This window comes from Glycomyces arizonensis DSM 44726 (assembly GCF_000482705.1).
In the GTDB taxonomy this organism is placed as follows: Bacteria; Actinomycetota; Actinomycetes; order Mycobacteriales; family Micromonosporaceae; genus Glycomyces; species Glycomyces arizonensis.
On record NZ_KI519475.1, the window covers coordinates 127,886 to 145,845 of the forward strand.

General features: G+C 70.6%; 15 protein-coding genes and 2 pseudogenes. 12 read left to right on the top strand and 5 right to left on the bottom strand.

Features of this window, described 5'->3' with window-relative positions:
• Nucleotides 1–105 precede the first annotated feature (105 nt).
• The 3 genes from H613_RS29650 to H613_RS0122710 all read right to left on the bottom strand — a co-directional run bounded on the left by H613_RS29650 (nucleotide 106) and on the right by H613_RS0122710 (nucleotide 3,399).
• Nucleotides 106–804: a ComEA family DNA-binding protein gene (locus H613_RS29650; RefSeq protein WP_051393727.1), complete on the bottom strand. Its 699-nt coding sequence runs from the start codon at nucleotides 802–804 to the stop codon at nucleotides 106–108.
• Nucleotides 801–2,249: a serine/threonine-protein kinase gene (locus H613_RS28585; RefSeq protein WP_051393728.1), complete on the bottom strand. Its 1,449-nt coding sequence runs from the start codon at nucleotides 2,247–2,249 to the stop codon at nucleotides 801–803. The genes H613_RS29650 and H613_RS28585 overlap by 4 nt, the downstream gene beginning before the upstream one ends.
• A 109-nt stretch (nucleotides 2,250–2,358) precedes the next feature.
• Nucleotides 2,359–3,399 carry a hypothetical protein gene (locus H613_RS0122710; protein WP_156926215.1) on the bottom strand — a complete coding sequence of 347 codons (1,041 nt, stop codon included), beginning with the start codon at nucleotides 3,397–3,399 and terminating at the stop codon, nucleotides 2,359–2,361.
• Between the two features lie 400 nt (nucleotides 3,400–3,799).
• Here H613_RS0122710 and H613_RS0122715 point away from each other — a divergent pair, with 400 nt between their 5' ends.
• The 4 genes from H613_RS0122715 (at nucleotide 3,800) to H613_RS0122730 (ending at nucleotide 8,450) form a co-directional block, all read left to right on the top strand.
• Nucleotides 3,800–4,420, top strand: a complete 621-nt coding sequence (locus tag H613_RS0122715) for a DUF4272 domain-containing protein (protein WP_051393729.1) — start codon at nucleotides 3,800–3,802, stop codon at nucleotides 4,418–4,420.
• A gap of 37 nt (nucleotides 4,421–4,457) precedes the next feature.
• Nucleotides 4,458–5,549 carry an adenosine deaminase gene (locus H613_RS0122720; RefSeq protein ID WP_035739068.1) on the top strand — a complete coding sequence of 364 codons (1,092 nt, stop codon included), beginning with the start codon at nucleotides 4,458–4,460 and terminating at the stop codon, nucleotides 5,547–5,549.
• 21 nt (nucleotides 5,550–5,570) lie between these two features.
• Nucleotides 5,571–6,809 (top strand): amidohydrolase family protein, encoded by a 1,239-nt coding sequence (locus H613_RS0122725; protein ID WP_026925569.1) that lies wholly within the window; start codon nucleotides 5,571–5,573, stop codon nucleotides 6,807–6,809.
• A gap of 945 nt (nucleotides 6,810–7,754) precedes the next feature.
• A complete protein-coding gene (locus H613_RS0122730) occupies nucleotides 7,755–8,450 on the top strand; it encodes a class I SAM-dependent methyltransferase (protein ID WP_026925570.1) in 696 nt (231 codons plus the stop codon).
• A gap of 154 nt (nucleotides 8,451–8,604) precedes the next feature.
• On the opposite strand, the gene H613_RS0122735 is transcribed toward H613_RS0122730, so the two are convergent.
• Nucleotides 8,605–9,459 (bottom strand): dioxygenase family protein, encoded by an 855-nt coding sequence (locus H613_RS0122735; RefSeq protein WP_026925571.1) that lies wholly within the window; start codon nucleotides 9,457–9,459, stop codon nucleotides 8,605–8,607.
• Nucleotides 9,460–9,571: 112 nt separating this feature from the next.
• Between H613_RS0122735 and H613_RS0122740 the strand changes: the two genes are divergently transcribed.
• Complete coding sequence (locus tag H613_RS0122740; RefSeq protein WP_026925572.1) at nucleotides 9,572–10,033, top strand: MarR family winged helix-turn-helix transcriptional regulator; 462 nt, start codon at nucleotides 9,572–9,574, stop codon at nucleotides 10,031–10,033.
• 271 nt (nucleotides 10,034–10,304) lie between these two features.
• Here H613_RS0122740 and wrbA read toward each other — a convergent pair whose 3' ends face one another.
• Nucleotides 10,305–10,934 carry an NAD(P)H:quinone oxidoreductase gene (gene wrbA, locus H613_RS0122745; RefSeq protein WP_026925573.1) on the bottom strand — a complete coding sequence of 210 codons (630 nt, stop codon included), beginning with the start codon at nucleotides 10,932–10,934 and terminating at the stop codon, nucleotides 10,305–10,307.
• Between the two features lie 435 nt (nucleotides 10,935–11,369).
• Here wrbA and H613_RS28590 point away from each other — a divergent pair.
• From H613_RS28590 to nuoF, 7 genes and pseudogenes are all read left to right on the top strand, one after another.
• Nucleotides 11,370–12,635 (top strand): annotated as a pseudogene (locus H613_RS28590) (geranylgeranyl reductase family protein); the annotation flags it as partial.
• Nucleotides 12,636–12,767: 132 nt separating this feature from the next.
• Nucleotides 12,768–13,127 carry an NADH-quinone oxidoreductase subunit A gene (locus H613_RS0122755; protein WP_026925574.1) on the top strand — a complete coding sequence of 120 codons (360 nt, stop codon included), beginning with the start codon at nucleotides 12,768–12,770 and terminating at the stop codon, nucleotides 13,125–13,127.
• Between the two features lie 2 nt (nucleotides 13,128–13,129).
• Nucleotides 13,130–13,765, top strand: coding sequence for an NADH-quinone oxidoreductase subunit NuoB (locus tag H613_RS0122760; protein WP_026925575.1), 636 nt, complete (start codon nucleotides 13,130–13,132; stop codon nucleotides 13,763–13,765).
• On the top strand, nucleotides 13,762–14,424 hold the full coding sequence (locus H613_RS0122765; protein ID WP_026925576.1) for an NADH-quinone oxidoreductase subunit C: 663 nt from the start codon (nucleotides 13,762–13,764) through the stop codon (nucleotides 14,422–14,424). The genes H613_RS0122760 and H613_RS0122765 overlap by 4 nt, the downstream gene beginning before the upstream one ends.
• Nucleotides 14,425–14,554: 130 nt before the next feature.
• On the top strand, nucleotides 14,555–15,880 hold the full coding sequence (locus tag H613_RS0122770) for an NADH-quinone oxidoreductase subunit D (RefSeq protein ID WP_026925577.1): 1,326 nt from the start codon (nucleotides 14,555–14,557) through the stop codon (nucleotides 15,878–15,880).
• Between the two features lie 40 nt (nucleotides 15,881–15,920).
• A pseudogene (gene nuoE, locus H613_RS31860) lies at nucleotides 15,921–16,625 on the top strand (NADH-quinone oxidoreductase subunit NuoE); the annotation flags it as partial.
• The gene (gene nuoF, locus H613_RS0122780) at nucleotides 16,625–17,959 is read left to right on the top strand and encodes an NADH-quinone oxidoreductase subunit NuoF (protein WP_245598647.1); all 1,335 of its coding nucleotides are present in this window, start codon (nucleotides 16,625–16,627) and stop codon (nucleotides 17,957–17,959) included. The pseudogene nuoE and the gene nuoF, both read left to right, overlap by 1 nt.
• Nucleotide 17,960: the final 1 nt, after the last annotated feature.

Below are 17,960 nucleotides of genomic sequence, written 5' to 3' on the forward strand. Positions count from 1 at the left end.
AGGAGGGCCGGACCCGCCGCGCCAGTTCGACCGCACCACCGGCGTGCGCTGCCTCGAGCAACCGGGACACGGACGCGACGAAGGCCCGGGGCTCGCCCCGGGCCTTCAGGGTATGAAGACCACGTACTCGCGCAGATGGTGTTCGAACGTCGGGCTGATCTCGACGACCAGCAGCACCTCGCCGAGGCTCTCGAACGGCCCCGAGCGCTCCACTCGGTCCCTGATCTGCCGCGCGCTCGCCTCGGTCACGCCCGGCAGCGACGTCAGCACGTGGACCGGCGCGTGGTTGAGGTCGACCAGGCCGCCGTCGTCGAACTGGCGCGGCAGGTCCGGCCGTCCTATGGCGAGCCGCCTGGCCAGCATGGGATCGGCGGCGACCATGCCGCGGGCCTGGTGGCGCAGCTGCCTGGCCCGGTCCACCACCTGCGGCCCGTTCGGCCTGGCCACCAGCACGGTCGGCACCGGCCGCGGCGCCCACACCAGCGGCCGGATCACGAACAGGTGCACCGTCGCCACCAGCGTCACGATCGGCAGGATCGCGTACACGACCACATCGGCCCACAGTGGAGCCTCGGCGCCGAAGGTGCCCGCCAGGCAGATCCACGTCAACGACAGGGCACTGTAGACGACGAGGGAGGCGATGGTGAACGGCGTGCGCCGCTTCGCCACAGCTACGCCGAAGGCGATCGCCACGCCGATCCCGCACGTGAGGATCGGCAGCATCGCCCACAGGATCGTGCCGATCTCAGCAGCGGTCTTCGAACGTTTCGCCTGGTAGGGGACGACAGGACCGGGGACGGTCATTGACGGGGGACTCCAGCCGTGGATCGAGCCTGCACCGGCCGCACCGGACCCGCCTGGGACGCGGCGGTCCAGGTCTGCAGCAGCCGTTGAGCCTCCATCGTATCGGGATCGCCCGCGCCGAGCGCGGCCGCCATGTCGCCCGCCAGGGCCGCCAGCGCCCGGTGCGCCTCGCCGCCGCGCCCGAGCGCGGCCAGCATGTCGACCGCGACGCGCCGCCCGTGCAGCGTGCGCCGGTCCGCCTCGCCCACCGTGCGCCGCAACCGGTCGACGACGCTGCCGAGCCCGCTGAGCGCCGTCGAGGTGTTCCCCAGCGCCGCCAGGCACTGCGCCGCCCGCACCTGGCAGTGGAGGGCCTCGGCCGCGTCGGCCGGCTCGATGTCCGCCGCCAGCGCCCGGAACGCGGTGAGCGCGCCGCCGAAGTCCCCCTCGCGCAAGCGCCGGTCGGCCTCGGCGAGGCGCTCGCGGGCGTCGCGCGGCGGCGGAGGCGCGGTGGCGCCGCGGGCGGCCGCGGCCTCCCGGGCGACGCTCGGCGGGGCCAGCGGCGCCCGGAACGGCCACGTCGGGTCCCCCGCGTCCCTGGCGGGCGCCCCGGAGGCCGGAAGGCGCTCCAGGACCCCGGCGAGCGCGAGGTAGACCCCGGCCGCACCACCCGGCCGCTCGCCCGGCTCCTTGCGCAGCAGGTGGCCGACGAGGTCGCCGAACTCGCTCGGCAGCTCGGGCCGGTGGCGCCGCACCGGCGCGGGCGTCTCCTCCAGGTGCGCGGTCTGCACCTCGTAGGCGCTGCCGCGCCCGGCGAACAGCCGCTCGCCGGTGACCATCTCGTACAGCAGCGCCCCGAGCGCGTACAGGTCGGCGGCCGGGCCCGCCGGGCGCGCCCTGATCTGCTCGGGCGCCATGTAGTTCAGCGTCCCCGGCTTGTCGCCGGTGGCGGTCAGCCTCGTCGGATCCCCTTCGAGGATCGCGGCGATCCCGAAGTCCACCACCGACACCCGTCCGTCGGTGCCGACGATGATGTTGGCGGGCTTGAGGTCCCGGTGGATCACTTGGCGGGCGTGGGCGGCGGCCAGCACGGACGCCAGCTGCGCGCCGATCGCCGCCGACCAGTCGGCGGGCAGCGGCCCCGACTCGTCGAGCAGGTCCCGCAGGCTCAGCCCCGGCAGGTAGGCCATGACGAGGTAGAGCTCATCGGTGGCCTCGTCGATCCCGGCGTCGAAGATCGCCGGGACGCCCGGGTGCGCGATCTGCGCGGTGACGCGGGCCTCCCGGCGGAACCGCGCGGCGGCCTCGGCCCGCTGCGGGCCGTCGAGCAGGTCGGGCCTGACGACCTTGACGGCCACCTCGCGGCCGAGCCGGACGTCGGTGCCCTGCCAGACGCGGCCCATGCCGCCCGCGCCGATCGGCCTGGCCAGTTCGTATCGGTCGGCGATGACGCGAGTGCTGTTCACGAGTCAGTTGTACTGCAAGCCCGCGGAGACGCATCATGCCGTCCCCGGCGCGATCCAGGGGCGCGGCGCTGTACCGCGAGGCCTCAGCCGCGGCGAGCCCGGCCCGCGTTCAGCGGCAGGTCCAGGTGACCGCGTTGAGGACGTGGAAGCCGCTCGCGTCCTCGCCCGCGTAGACGTTCCCGACGATCACCGAGCCGTCGGCGCTGATCTCGGCGGCGCGGTCGCCGAAGTAGTTGTCGGCCGGGTCGCTGACGCCCGGCAGCTCGACGACCCCCTCCTCGGTCTGGACGGCCGCGTTCGGGAACACCGCCCCCGCCGCCGTGCCGTCGGCGGCGACCGCGGCCGGCCCCTCGATGTCGAGGACCTCGGCGGTGCCCTCGGCCAGGTTCCAGCGGATGCCGACGCCCTCGAACCCGGGGGCGCTCAGGTACCCCGAAGCCCAGTCCCCGTTCAGGTCCGCGACGTAGGCGTGCGCCCGGCCCGAGTCGACCTCGTCGGGGATCGGCAGGTCGGCGCCGTCGCCGTGGCGGTCCCACAGGTACGGCTTGAAGTCGCCCTCGGCGGTGGAGAAGTAGCCGACGATCACGCCGTCGTCGCCGATGTCGACCGCGGTGCCCCGCGTGGCCTTCTCCGGCAGCGCCAGCTCGACCGCCTCGTCCGATCCCGCCGCCCACAGCACCGGTCGGCGGCCCACCGATCCCACGATGTCGCCGCGCTCGTTGACGCCCCTGGCCTCGCCTTCGCCGCTGTTCGGCAGTTCGGTGGCCTCGCCGTCGCGCCAGACGTAGGGGACCGAGCCGTCGTCGGTCCACGTGGTGGCCGCGGCGACGCCCTCGGAGTTGACGTCGCCCAGCGACTGGTCGGTGCCGGGGATCGGCACCTCGGTGACCTCGCCGTCCGAGTACAGCAGCGGGTAGCGCTCGAAGCCGTGGTCGAGCGGGTAGGCCCGGTAGGCGATGACCGAGCCGTCGTCGCTCATCCCGGTCGCGAACGTGAACCGCAGCTCGTGCGGGATCGGGAGCGTCTCGAGCTCGCATTCGGACGCGGCGGCCGCGGCCCCGCCCGCCGGGACGAGTGCGGCCGCCCCCGTCGCCAGCAGTACGGCCCCCGCCGCCAATGCCCTGCGCGCCTTGGAATCTGATCGCGCCATCGTGTCGCCGTCCCTTCGCCGAACCGTTTCGCGCGGAATCGGGCGATCCCGCCACCGTTACGACGCTTGAGGGCCTCGCCCGAGTTGCGCCGATCGCCGGTGTTTCCGCCGCCGGTGGCGCACGGTTCTGACCGTGCGCGGACAAATCGTCACCACCGGTGCACCCCGGCCACAAGAGACTCATCTCGACCAGCCGTGAAACTCCTGCGTAGCGACCGAATACCCCGGAGTAGCGCGGCGCTGGTCTCACCAGCCCGGATTGACTGAAACGTGTGTCGGACGCTACAGTCTTTCACAAATACCCTTCCGTGTTACGCAGCCCAGTCAGGTGAACCCTTAGTGGTAGGGAGCCCATATGCCGTCGCTGATCTCCGATCCCCGCAGCGTACGAGTGCGTACAGTGGATGGTCTTGGTGCCCTGGGCATACCCGCTCCCCCCGAGCGGCTCCCCACGCCCTTCTCCGACAACCGCCTCCCCAAACTGCGCTACCGCGTCGACATGGAGGCCCGCGCGGCGATCCTCAACGTCGTCCAGGCCCGCGTGTTCAACATGCCCGAGGACCTCGCGATGCGCTGGCTCCTCGACGCCCACGTCCTCGACCACCTCACCCCCGACGAGTGGGGCTTCATCGCCTGCGGCCGAGGCGAGAGGGCCCGCTACGCCGACCAGCTCGAGAGCCTCTACGCCGTCTCCTGGCTCATCGGCCTGGTCGACCACCTCGACCCGGCCCTCGCCTGCGCCGAGGACCTGCCCGAGATGCTCCCGGACCTGCGCCGCCCCGAGTCGTTCAGCGAGTGGCGCGACCGCCACCTCACCCCCACGCGCGACGCCGCCGTCGTCGCCGAGATGCTCGACTTCTACTACTGCCTGGACTGGGTGTGCGACCAGGCGAGGCGCTCGGGCTCGCCGCTGCCGCGCGGCATCGACGACAGCCTCGTGTGGCACCGCCGCTGGGCCCTGGAGTGGGCCGTGCACGCCGAAGGGCACCGCCCCCTCCGCTGGGACGAGGTCCGCCTCTGAGGACTCCTCGCAATCGGCGGTCGTTACCATTCATGGGATGATTTCCGCACCGCTGTCCCACGACGAGATCCGCTCCGCTCCGAAAGTCGTGCTCCACGAGCACCTCGACGGCGGCCTGCGACCCCAGACCCTCATCGACATCGCGGGCGAGATCGGCCGCCCGCTCCCGGCCGACGAGCCGCAGGCCCTCGCCGACTGGTTCTTCGACGCGGCGAACTCCGGCTCGCTGGAGCGCTACCTGGAGACCTTCGCGCACACCGTCGCGGCCATGCAGACGCCCGAGCACTGCGCCCGCATCGCTTCCGAGGCCGTCCAGGACCTCGCCGCCGACGGCGTCGTCTACGCCGAGCTGCGCTACGCCCCCGAGCAGCAGCTGACGCGCGGCATGAGCCTCGACGAGGTCGTCGAGTCCACCGTCGCCGGGCTCGCCGAGGGCGAGCGCCTCGCCGCCGAGGCCGGGCACACCATCCAGACCGGCACCATCCTGTGCGGCATGCGCCAGGCCAACCGCGTCAAGGAGATCGCCGAACTCGCCGTCGCCCACCGCGACAAGGGCGTCGTCGGCTTCGACATCGCCGGTCCCGAGCGGGGCTTCCTGCCCCAGAAGCACCTGGCCGCCTTCGAGTACCTGCGGCGCGAATGCATGCCGTTCACCATCCACGCCGGAGAGTCGGACGGCCTGGACTCGATCCTGGGGGCCGTCGCCGACTGCGGCGCGCAGCGCATCGGCCACGGCGTCAGGATCACCGACGACATCGACCGCTCCGGCTTCGGGGCCCAGCTCGGCCGCCTCGCGACCTACATCCGCGACCGGCGCATCGCCCTCGAAGTGTGCCCCTCCTCCAACCTCCAGACCGGTGCCGCCGATTCCATCGCGACCCACCCGGTGAACGACCTCTACCGGCTCGGCTTCCGCGTCACCGTCAACAACGACAACCGGCTCATGAGCCGCACCCACACCTCCCGCGAGTTCCACCTGCTCTCGGAGGCCTTCGACTGGAGCTGGAGCGAGATCGCGAACTGCACCGTGAACGCCGCCGAGGCCGCGTTCCTGCCCTACCCCGAGCGCCGCGTCCTCATCGACGAGGTCATCCGCCCGGCGTACGCGGCACTGGAACGGTCCGCATAGCACGCTGAGTAAGCTCGCGGCATGCGCATCTACACCGCCCCCGTCGTCGTCCCCATAGCGGGCGAGCCCATTCGCGACGGCGCGGTCGGGGTCGACGACGGGCGGATCGCCTACGTCGGTCCCGCCGCCGACGCCCCCGAGTCCGAGGACACCACCGCCTTCGCAGGCGTCCTCACACCAGGCCTGGTCAACGCCCACACGCACCTGTGCTACACCGGCTTCGCCGACATGCACGACAACGAGAAGGAATTCTTCGAGTGGATCCAGGAGTTCCCCAGGCGCAACCCGGCCACCGCTGACGAGGCGTGGCAGGCCGCCGTCCAGGACGGCATCGACCAGTCCCTCGCCGCCGGGGTCACCGCCGTCGCCGACGTCGTCACCCCCGCGGCGGCGTTCGCACCGCTCCTGGCCTCCGACCTCGCCGGGGTCGCCTACTGGGAGGCCTGCTTCATCGACGACGCGGCCTGGGACGAGCGCCGCAACGCCTGGAGAGAGATCGTCACCGAGACGCGCGCCGTCAACGGCTCCGACCTCGCCGTCGGCATCAGCCCCCACACGCTCTACTCGCTCGGCACGGGCGTCGCCAAGAGCCTCGCCGAGCTCGCCCGCACCCTCGACATCCGCCTCCACCCGCACCTGGCCGAGACCGTCCACGAGGACATGTTCGTGCGCCGCGGCTCGGGCCCGTTCGCGTTCATGAACCGCCGCATCGGCCTCGACCTCGAACTCGCCAGCGGCGGCGCCGGGCACTCCCCGGCCCAGCAGATGGCCAAGGTCAACTGGCTCGGCGCCGACTCCCACGTCGCCCACGGCGTCCACCTCGACGCCGACGACCGGCGCCTGCTGCGCGAGCAGGGCACCGCCGTGGCCCTGTGCGCCCGCTCCAACGCCCGCCTCGAAGCCGGTGAGGCGCCCGTGGCCGCCCACCGCGCCGAAGGCAACCCCGTCGCCATCGGCACCGACTCGCGCGCTTCCGCGCCTGATCTCGACGTCGCCGCCGAATGGCCCGTGCTGCGCAAGATGGCCCTCGCACAGGGCGACGACGGCGACGGCCTCAACGAGTGGCTCGTCCGCGCCGCCACCGAGGGCGGCGCGAAGGCCCTCGGCCGAAGCGACATCGGCGCCATCAAGGTCGGCGCCCGCGCCGACCTGGCCGTCTTCGACGTCGACGCCGAGGCCAACCCGTACGCGGCGCTCGTCTCGGAGGCCGCCGGGAACTGCCGGGCCACCGTCGTCAAGGGCCGCCTCATCGAACATTGAGTTTCAATAACGGTTCGGTCACAGTGCTTGTGCCGCGCCGTCCGCGTCCGGGATGCTGTACAGCACCCGCGACTTGGCCCTATTGGGGGGCGGCGAGTGTGCCGCTCCCCTCTATCCCCTGGAGATGGCGGGGCGCGCGTCTGTGTGTGTACGCGCGCCCCGCCACACACGCGACATCTCCCGTTCACGCCTCTATGAGCGCGGTAAACCGCCGCAAACGGCCCACTCGGGCACGGAAACGGCCGACTACCAGCAGAAATGTGACAGTGGGCACGCCGTAGTTATCGGATGGGTTACGTGCGATAACGGTTCGGTTTCATAGATCGACATCACAGCCCGCATGCGTCAGGGTGGTCCTGTAACGCAGACCGCACCGCGAAGCGGCCCGCGGCTGTCCGACCCCCGATGACGCGAGGAGGAGCAGATGCCGACGACCACCGTCGATCCCGTCGCCCTCCGCCTTGCCGCGCAACCGCTCCCGTCATCGCGCCGAGCCGGTGTCCGGCTCGCCGGCCTTCCCGAAAGGGCACTCCCGCCGGGCGAACGCACCGCCTTCCTTCCCTCGCTCCCTCCAGGCGGCGCGTGACGCGCATCCCGCGCGCCCGCTAACCCCTTGATCCGCCGGGGCCCACCGACCGGGCTCCGGCGGATTTCTCTGTGCTCAGGTTTCGCTGTGCCCCCGCGCGAGCGCTCAGAGCGGCCGCGGCCGCGTCGGGTGCGAGCACTGCGGCGGGGTCGGCTTCTCCCGCGTCCCGGTGCCTCGACTCCATGTCCCGCACGAGCGCTTCGGCCGCCGTCGCGGGCGGCGCCGGTCTCCCAGGACCGCTCCGTGCCCCACGCGAGCGCTTCGACCCCGGATGCGGCGTTCGGCCCCGTCCGTTCGGCGCGGCCCACACCGCCGGGCCTCCGGCGGCTTTCCTCCCCGCAGTGTGCAAGGCTGGGCGCGTGAGCCAGGAGAGTGAACCGGATACGCCCGGTAAGGAGCCCCGCCGCATCGCCGCGATGTTCGACCGGGTCGCCCCGGCCTACGACCGCACCAATACCGTCATGTTCGCCGGGCAGGACCGGCGCTGGCGCAAGGCCACCCGCGAGGCGCTCAGCCTCCAGCCGGGGGAGCGGTGCCTCGACCTCGGCGCGGGCACCGGCGTCTCCACCGCCGAGCTCGCCAGGTCCGGCGCCGACGTCATCGGCCTGGACATCTCCATCGGCATGCTCAAGGAGCACGCCGACCGGCAGGTGCCACTCGTGGCGGGCGACGCGCTCCACCTGCCGTTCGCCGACGACACGTTCAACGCCGTCACCGGCTCGTACGTCATCCGCAACGTCGTCGACGTCGACGCCTGCCTCGCCGAGATCCTGCGGGTCCTCCAGCCCGGCGGCCGCCTCGTCCTGTGCGAGGTCTCCCACCCGTCCTGGAAGCCCTACCGGGCCGCGCACGGCCTGTTCGTCAAGCGCATCATGCCCAAGATCGCCGCGCGCGTGGCCTCCGACCCCGAGGCCTACCGGTACCTCGCCGAGTCGACCATGAACTGGCCCGACCAGGCCGCCTTCGCCGACCAGATCGTGAAGGCCGGCTATCGCAAGGTCGCCTGGCGCAACCTCGCCGGAGGCGCCGTGGCCCTCCACCGCGGCTTCAAATAAGCCGACCACGGCCCGGCGCCGGGAGGATCGTCCGGCGCCGGATCGTGCTTCCCGGCGACCGCGCCCGTCTGCACTTCAGAGAACCGCTTGTGCTTCAGAGAACCGTCTGCGCCTCAGAGGATCCGCCCCAGAGAAGCGTCGCCCTGGAGAAAACTCAGACGAGCTCGAACGAGCGCTTCGAGAGCCCGAGCCAGAAGCCGTCGATGACGGTCGCGGCGGGCTGCTCGGCCTCGCTCGCGGCGCCGTAGGCCACGAACAGCGGCACGTAGTGGTCCACCGTCGGGTGGGCGTACGGCATGCCCGGCGCCTTCGAGCGGTACGACGCGAGCGTGTCGATGTCCCCGGCCGCCAGCGCCTCGGCGGCCCAGGCGTCGAAGTCGGCCGACCAGCCGGGCACCTTGTCGGAGAAGTCGATGAACGGCAGCCCGTGGGTCATGAAGCCCGAGCCGATGACGAGGTAGCCCTCCTCGCGCAGCGGGCGCAGCCTGCGGCCGATGGCCATGAGCCGGTCGGGGTCGTGCGTGGGGATCGACAGCTGGAGCACCGGGATGTCGCCGTCGGGGTACATGACCTTGAGCGGCACCCACGCGCCGTGGTCGAGGCCCCGGCTCGGGTGCCGGTGGACCGGCTCGGTGTCGGGCATCGCGGCGGCGACGCGCTCGGCCATCGCGCTCGCCTCGGGCGTCTCGTACCGCATCTTGAAGTAGCGCTCGGCGAAGCCGCCGAAGTCGTAGACCAGCGGCGTGGCGGCCTCGGGGCTGGAGAGCATGAGCGGGGCCGACTCCCAGTGGGCCGAGACGATGAGGATGCCCTTGGGCCTTGGCAGTCGCTGGGCCCAGGCGAAGAGCGCCTCGATCCACTCGGGCTCGTCGAACAGGGGCGGCGCGCCGTGGCTGAGGTACAGGGCCGGGAGGGGGCCGTCGGCGCTCGTCCAGTCGCGCCGCTCGGCGGTGCGGTGGGCGGTGGTCCGCAGGAACGCGTCGAATGCGGCGCCTGGCTGGGCGGTCATGGCCGCTCCCCTCTCGGTTCGGTCGCGGGGTCGCCGCGGCCAGAAACTTGAATGTTCAACTAATAATACTCACTCCGCCCGGGAAGGCAACCTCCGTCGTTAAGCTTGTGGCATGAGTGACGACGTGGCTTGGCTCGACGACGCCGAGATGGAGACCTGGCTGGCCCTCATCGGCGTGGTCATGCGGCTCCCCAACGCGCTCGACGAGCAGCTGCGGCGCGACGCGAGGCTCAGCCACTTCGAATACGGCGTGCTCGCGGTCCTGGAGCGGGCCGAGGACCGCACGAAGCGGATGAGCGATCTCGCCTACCTGTGCAACGGTTCGCTCTCGCGCCTGTCCCATGTCGCGCGGCGGCTCGAGGACGCCGGGCTCATCGAGCGCTTCGCCTGCCCCACCGACGGGCGGGCCACGCTCGCCAAGCTCACTCCCCACGGCATGGACGTCCTCGCCAAGGCGGCGCCGGGACACGTCGCGCTCGTGCGCGAGCTGATCTTCGACGCCCTCGACAAGGAGGAGGCGGCCCAGTTCGGCGCCCTGGCAAGGCGCATCCTCAACCGCCTGGAGGAGTCCTGACAGCACGACGCCCAGTGGGAAGGTTATAGAATATATCCTATAATCTTCTCACTGGGCATCGATGCGAATGTGGTTCCGCGCGGCGGTGTCGCTCGGAACGTGCGCGTTGGTCTCGCTGAAGCGGGCCGCTTCGCGTATGGGAGCGCATTCGGTCTGACGGCATGACGCCCACCGGGAAGGTTATATCCTATAACGTTCCCAGTGGGCGTCTCCGTGAGTGCGGTGCCTCGGTCGGACCCGTCCGGCTTTGGCGCGCTACTGCGCTGCCGCGCTACGCGACGGCCGCGGCGCGGCCGATCTTCAGGGCCGCCGCCGTGGCGATCACGCGCTCGGTCTGGGCGGTGGCGCCGCTCAGGACGAGCTCGTCGATCTCGCCGTTGCCGAAGTGGGCCGCGCCGTACGGCGAGGCGTTGGCGAACAGCGTCTCGTTCGCGTAGCCCGGCGCGACCACGATGCCGCCGAAGTGGTGGAACGAGTTGTAGAGCGCGAGCAGCGTCGACTCGTTGCCGCCGTGCTTGCCGGAGGTGGCGGTGAAGCCCGAGTACACCTTGTCGGCGAGCAGGCCCTGGAACCAGAGCGGCCCGAGCGTGTCGATGAACTGCTTGAGCTGCGCGGCGATGTTCCCGTAGCGCGTCGGCGAGCCCATCAGGACCGCGTCGGCCCACACGATGTCGTCCGGGGTGGCCTCGGGGATCTCGGCGATGTCCTTGACGTTCTCGCCCCAGGCCGGGTTGGAGTCGATCGCGGCCTGCGGGGCCAGCTCGGTGACGCGGCGCAGGCGCACCTCGGCGCCGGCCTTCTCGGCGGACTCGGCGATCTGGCGGGCGAGCTTGGTGACGTTGCCGGTGGCGGAGTAGAAGACGACCGCGACCTTGACGGGCTCTGCAGCGTTGACGGACATGTACCTACCTCGTTAGCAGTGTTGGGGGCGGCGAAGCCGCGCACAATTGTCGTTGGTTCAGATTTGAACTACTCGTCGACGATAACCGCCGCACCGCCAAAGTTCAATTTTGAACCATTGTGTCGCTCGCCACGACCCCGCAGCTCGCTGCGGGTGTTACGAGAGTGTCTCGTGTTGTCATGAGTTGCAGGCCCGCATCGCTGTCGGATTCGCCACTGTGCCGCCCGTTTTTGGAAACGGTTTTCCCTGCCTCGCCGCCCGGCTTCCGTGGCACGGCTGTACGAGCCGTGAGCACGCGTAACGCTAAGTTAGGTCGACCTAAGTGACAGGGCGGGAATAACGGAGTTCTAGACTGCTGACAAACGCTTGTGAAGAGCTTCACAAGCGGGTGGCTCGTAAGAATGATCACCGCCTCAAACGCCTGAGAGGACGCTCGTGACCACTCACGCAACGCCCGATGCGGACGTCATCGTCGTCGGCGCGGGACCCGGTGGTTCAGCCGCGGCCTACCACCTCGCCCAGCGCGGACTCGACGTGCTGCTGCTCGAGAAGTCCGACTTCCCCCGCGAGAAGGTCTGCGGGGACGGCCTGACGCCCCGCGCCGTCGCCCAGCTCATCAAGATGGGCGTCGACACCTCCGAAGAGGCCGGCTGGATGCGCAACCGCGGCCTGCGCGTCGTCGCCGACGACACCGCCATCGAACTGGACTGGCCCGTCCTCCAGAGCTTCCCCGACTACGGCCTCACCCGCACCCGCTACGACTTCGACCAGCTCCTCGCCGACAGAGCCGCCGCCGCCGGAGCCGAACTGCGCACCGGCGTCCAGGCCACCGCCCCGGCCTTCGACCTCGCCGGGCGCGTCGCCGGAGTGACGGCTCGGCAGAGCGGCCGTCTTGTCACCTACCGCGCGCCGCTCGTCATCGCCGCCGACGGCGTCTCCGGCCGCCTCGCGCTCGCCCTCGGCATCAAGCGCAACCCCAAGCGCCCCATGGGCGTCGCCGTCCGCCAGTACTACAAGTCCGCGGTCAAGCACGACGACGCCTACCTCGAGTCCTGGCTCGCGCTGCGCACCGCCGACGAGCCCGAGGTCCTCCAGCCCGGCTACGGCTGGATCTTCGGCCTCGGCGACGGCCGCGTCAACGTCGGCCTCGGCGTCCTCAACTCCTCGGCCGACTACGGCAAGACCAACTACCGCACGCTCCTGCGCGACTGGCTCGCGGCCACCCCCGAGGCCTGGGGTCTGAACGACGAGTCCGCCGCCGACGGCCCCGTCCGCGGCGCCGCGCTCCCCATGGGCTTCAACCGGGTCCCGCACTACAGCCGCGGCCTGATGCTCGTCGGCGACTCCGGCGGCATGGTCAACCCGTTCAACGGCGAGGGCATCGCCTACGCCATCGAATCGGGGGAGATCGCCGCCGAGGTGGTCGCCGCCGCACTGCGCCAGCCGAACGCGCCCCGCCGCGAGGCCCAGTTCAAGCGCTACCCCGAGCTGCTGAGCCGCCGCTTCGGCTCCTACTACCGCATGGGCGAGGTGTTCGTGCACCTCATCGGACACCCGCAGGTCATGAAGCTCTGCACCGAGCGCGGCCTCCAGCACCCCGCCCTCATGCGGCTGGTGCTGAAACTGCTGGCGAACCTCACCGACTCGCCCGGCGGCGACCTCGCCGACCGGATCGTCAACGGACTGAGGATCGCCACCCCCCGCCTGGGCCGGACGCACGCCCGGTCCGCAAGTCCCATCGACCGAGCCGGTGTCCGGCTCGCCAGCCCCACCGACAGAGCCAATGATCGGCTCGCCAGCTCCGCCAGCGTCACCGAAAGGAGGGCCTGAGCCGTGGAAGTCTACGTACCGGTCGTCATCATGTTCGCGATCGGCCTCGGGTTCGGGATCGTGTCCGTGGTCGCCTCGCGCATCACCGGGCCGCGCCGGGTCAACCGCGCCAAGTCCGACCCCTACGAATGCGGCATCGAGCCCGCCCCGGCCACCTCGTCGGCGACCAGGTTCCCGGTGAAGTTCTACCTCACCGCGATGCTGTTCATCGTCTTCGACATCGAGATCATCTTCCTGGTGCCGTGGGCGGTCCACCACGACGTGCTCGGCGTCTTCGGGTTCTGGGCCGTCGTCATGTTCATCGGAGCGCTGTTCGTCGCCTACGCCTACGAATGGCGCCGCGGCGGACTGGACTGGGATTAGCAATGGGTATCGAAGAGAAACTGCCGCAAGGCATCATCCTGACCTCCGTCGAGGCCCTGGTGAACTGGACCAGGCGCGCCTCGATGTGGCCGGCCACGTTCGGCCTCGCCTGCTGCGCCATCGAGATGATGGCCACCGGCGCGGCCCGCTACGACACCGGCCGCTTCGGCATGGAGGTCTTCCGCGCCAGCCCCCGCCAGGCCGACCTCATGATCGTCGCCGGACGCGTCTCGCAGAAGATGGCCCCCGTCCTACGCCAGATCTACGACCAGATGGCCGAGCCGAAGTGGGTGCTGTCCATGGGCGTGTGCGCCACGAGCGGCGGCATGTTCAACAACTACGCGATCGTCCAGGGCGTCGACCACGTCGTGCCCGTCGACATGTACCTGCCCGGCTGCCCGCCCCGCCCCGAGATGCTCCTGGACTCGATCCTCAAGCTCCACGAGAAGGTCCAGCACGAGCCGCTCGGCGACAAGCGCCGGCAGGCCCTCGCCGACCTCCCCGAGCCGGTCGTCAAGCCCGGTGCCATGCCCTCCTCCTACCGCTTCGACAAGCAGCGCAAGAAGGAGTGGACCGAGGCGGCGAAGAGCGGCACACAAGAGCAGCTGCGGATCCGCAAGGCGGTGGCGAGGCGATGAGCGGCGAGATGCAACCCGTCGGCCAGGAGGCCCAAGGCCTGTTCGGCGTCTCCGGTTCCGGCGACACCTCCGGCTTCGGCGGCCTGGTGCGGCCCAACCCGACCGCGGGCGAGCTGGTCTCCACGCCCGAGCCGCTCGGCGGCTACTTCGACGAGGTCCTCGCCGCCCTGCGCGAGGCCTGCGGCGAGGACGTCACCCGCGCGGTCGTCGTCGACCGCGGCGAGCTGACGATCTACATCGCCCCCGACCGCACCGCCGAGGTCTGCCGGACCATGCGCGACGACGAGAGCCTCAAGTTCGAGCTGTGCAGCTCGGTGTCCGGAGTGGACTACCCGACGCAGGCGAACCGGCTCCACGTCACCTACCACCTCACGTCCATGACCTACCGCCGCCGCGTCCGCCTCGAGACCGCCGTCAGCGCCGACGAGGCCGTCGTCGCCAGCGTCACCGAGGTGTACCCGACCGCAGACTGGCAGGAACGCGAGGTCTACGACATGTTCGGCGTCGTCTTCGAAGGACACCCGCACCTGACCCGCATCCTCATGCCCGACGACTGGGAAGGCCACCCCCAGCGCAAGGACTACCCGCTGGGCGGCATCGACGTCGAATACAAGGGCGCCCACATTCCGCCTCCGGACGAGAGGAGGGCCTACAAGTGATGACTCGCATGGGCCGCCCCACGGGGGGAGCGCGGGGCGGCGAAGCCCCCCGCAGAGGAATCCAGCCGCCGGACGAAAGGAGGGCGTACAAGTGACCGCCACCGACCACTCCACCGACAACGCCCACGACATCTTCACCGAAGAGGATGCCTATGCGGCCGAACGGGAGACGACCGAAGGCCGCGTCTACACCGTCACCGGCGGCGACTGGGACGAACTCGTCGCCGCCGTCGACCCGGTCAACGACGAGCGCCTCATCGTCAACCTCGGCCCGCAGCACCCGTCCACGCACGGCGTGCTCCGCCTGGTCTGCGAGCTCGAAGGCGAGACCGTCCGCTCCCTCAGGCCCGTCATCGGCTACCTCCACACCGGCATCGAGAAGAACCTCGAATACCGCACGTGGACCCAGGGCTGCACCTTCGTCACCCGCGCCGACTACCTCGCGCCGATCTTCAACGAGACCGGCTACTGCCTCGCCGTCGAGAAGCTCCTCGACGTCACCGTGCCCGAGCGGGCCAACGTCCTGCGCGTGATCATGATGGAGCTCAACCGGATCTCCTCGCACCTGGTCGCCCTCGCCACCACCGGCATGGAACTCGGCGCCCTGTCGATGATGATCTACGGCTTCAGGGACCGCGAGAAGATCCTCGACATCTTCGAGGCCGTCTGCGGCCTGCGCATGAACATGGCCTACATCCGCCCCGGCGGCGTCGCCCAGGACGTCACCGCCGAGGCGGTGGCGATGATCCGCGACTTCACCGAGTACATGCCGAAGGGCCTGGACGACTACGAGGGCCTGCTCACCGGCAACGCCATCTGGCAGGAGCGCACCCAGGGCGTCGCCTACCTCGACGTCTCCGGCTGCCTCGCCCTCGGCGTCACCGGCCCGGTGCTCCGCAGCGCCGGGCTCCCCTGGGACCTGCGCAAGACCATGCCCTACTGCGGCTACGAGGACTACGACTTCGACGTCCCCGTCCACAACGGCGCCGACGCCTGGGCCCGCTACATCGTCCGCCTCGAGGAGATCCGCGAGAGCCTCAAGATCATCAAGCAGGGCGTCGCGAAGCTCGAGCCCGGCCCGGTCATGGTCGAGGACAAGAAGATCGCCTGGCCCGCCCAGCTCGCGCTCGGCGCCGACGGCATGGGCAACAGCCTCAACCACATCAGGCACATCATGAGCCAGTCGATGGAGGCCCTGATCCACCACTTCAAGCTCGTCACCGAGGGCTTCCGCGTCCCGGCCGGGCAGGTGTACACGGCCATCGAGGCCCCGCGAGGCGAACTGGGCATCCACGCCGTCTCCGACGGCGGCACGAGGCCGTTCCGCGTCCACATGAGGGAACCCTCCTTCGTCAATCTGCAGGCGATCCCCGCCGTCTCCGAAGGCGGCCTGCTCGCCGACGTCATCGCGGGCGGCGCCTCCCTCGATCCCGTCATGGGAGGTTGCGACCGATGAGCCACCTGAAGAAGAACCCGGTCATGGGAGGCCGCGACCGATGAGCTACCCGGAGAAGATCCACGAGCAGGCCCGCGAGGTCATCGCCCGCTACCCCGAAGGGCGCTCCCGCTCGGCCCTGCTGCCGCTGCTGCACCTCGTGCAGTCCCACGACGGCTGCGTCAACGACGAGGGCATCGCCTTCTGCGCCGAGGCCCTCGGCCTCACCAAGGCCCAGGTGCAGGCCGTCTCGACGTTCTACACCATGTACAAGCGCGAACCGGCCGGCGACTGGCTCGTCAGCGTCTGCACCAACACCCTCTGCCACGCCAAGGGCGGCCAGCGGGTCTACGACGCGCTCGCCGAGGATCTCGGCGTCGGCCACGACGAGACCACGCCGGACGGCACGGTCACGCTCGAACACGCCGAGTGCCTCGCCGCATGCGACTACGCGCCCGTCGTCACCGTCAACTACGAGTTCTTCGACAACATGGACGAGACCGAGGCGATCGACCTCGTCCGCCAACTGCGCGAAGGCAAGCGGCCCATCCCGAGCCGCGGCGCGCCGCTGTGCACGCTCCGCGAGATGTCGGTGCAGCTGGCCGGGTTCGCCGACGAGCGCGAGGCCGGCCTCGAAGGCAACGCCGGAGGCGACGCCACCCTCGCCGGGGCCCGGCTCGCGGCCGAAGCGGGCGTCACCGCGCCCGCCTTCGACGCCGCCGCCCCGCTCATCGCGGAGGCGGCAAAGGACAAAGAGGAAGCGAAGTGAGTCGAGTAACCGTGCCTGGCCCAAGACGACCCCGCGAAGACGTCCTCGACAAGCTCAAGCCCGTCGTCACCAAGCGCTGGCTCTCGCCGGGCGCCTGGAAGCTCGACGTCTACGAGCAGCTCGACGGCTACCAGGCCCTGCGCAAGGCCCTGGCGTACGCTCCCGCCGACCTGATCGCGTTCATGACCGAGTCCGGCCACCGCGGGCGCGGCGGCGCCGGGTTCCCCGTCGGCATGAAGTGGAAGTTCGTGCCCGATGACGGCAACGAGCACTACCTCGTCGTCAACGCCGACGAAGGCGAGCCGGGCACCTGCAAGGACCTGCCGCTGATGATGAACGACCCGCACTCGGTCATCGAGGGCATCGTCATCGCCTCCTACGCCATCAAAGCGAGCCGCGCCTACGTCTACGTCCGCGGCGAGGCCGTCCACGCCGCCCGCCGCCTGCGCAGCGCCGTCGACGAGGCGAAGGCCGCCGGATACCTCGGCGAGGACATCCTCGGCTCCGGCTTCGACCTCGAAGTGGTCATCCACTCCGGCGCCGGGGCCTACATCTGCGGCGAGGAGACCGCCCTCCTCGACTCCCTCGAAGGGATGCGCGGCCAGCCCCGCCTGCGCCCGCCCTTCCCGGCCACGCACGGCCTCTACCAGAAGCCCACGTGCATCAACAACGTCGGCACCATCGCCGCCGTCCCGCACATCGTGCTCGGCGGCGCCGAATGGTGGAAGTCGATCGGCTCGGAGAACTCCGCGGGCACCATGATCTACTCCCTGTCGGGGCGCGTCAAGCGCCCCGGCCAGTACGAGTGCTCCATGGGCACCACCCTCAAGGAGCTCATCGAGCTCGCCGGAGGCATGGAGGACGGGCACGAGCTCCGCTTCTTCACCCCCGGCGGCTCCTCGACGCCGATGCTCACGGCCGAGCACGCCGACGTCCCGCTCGACTTCGACTCGGTCGCCAAGGCCGGGTCCATCCTCGGCACCACCGCGCTGATGATCTTCTCCGACCAGGACTGCCCCGTCCTGGCCTGCTGGCGCTGGCTCAAGTTCTACGCCCACGAGTCGTGCGGCAAGTGCACGCCGTGCCGCGAGGGCAACTACTGGATGGTCCGCGTCTACGAGCGGATCCTCTCCGGCCAAGGCGACCTGGGGGACCTGAAGATCCTCCAGGACGCCTGCAAGAACCTGCTCGGCCGCTCCTTCTGCGGCCTCGGCGACGGCGCCACCTCCTGCGTCACGTCCTCGCTGAAGTTCTTCGAGCAGGACTACCTCGACTACATCGAGGGCACCAAGCCACCCCGCTTCGCTGCCGCGGCGATTGGAGCGCACTGAC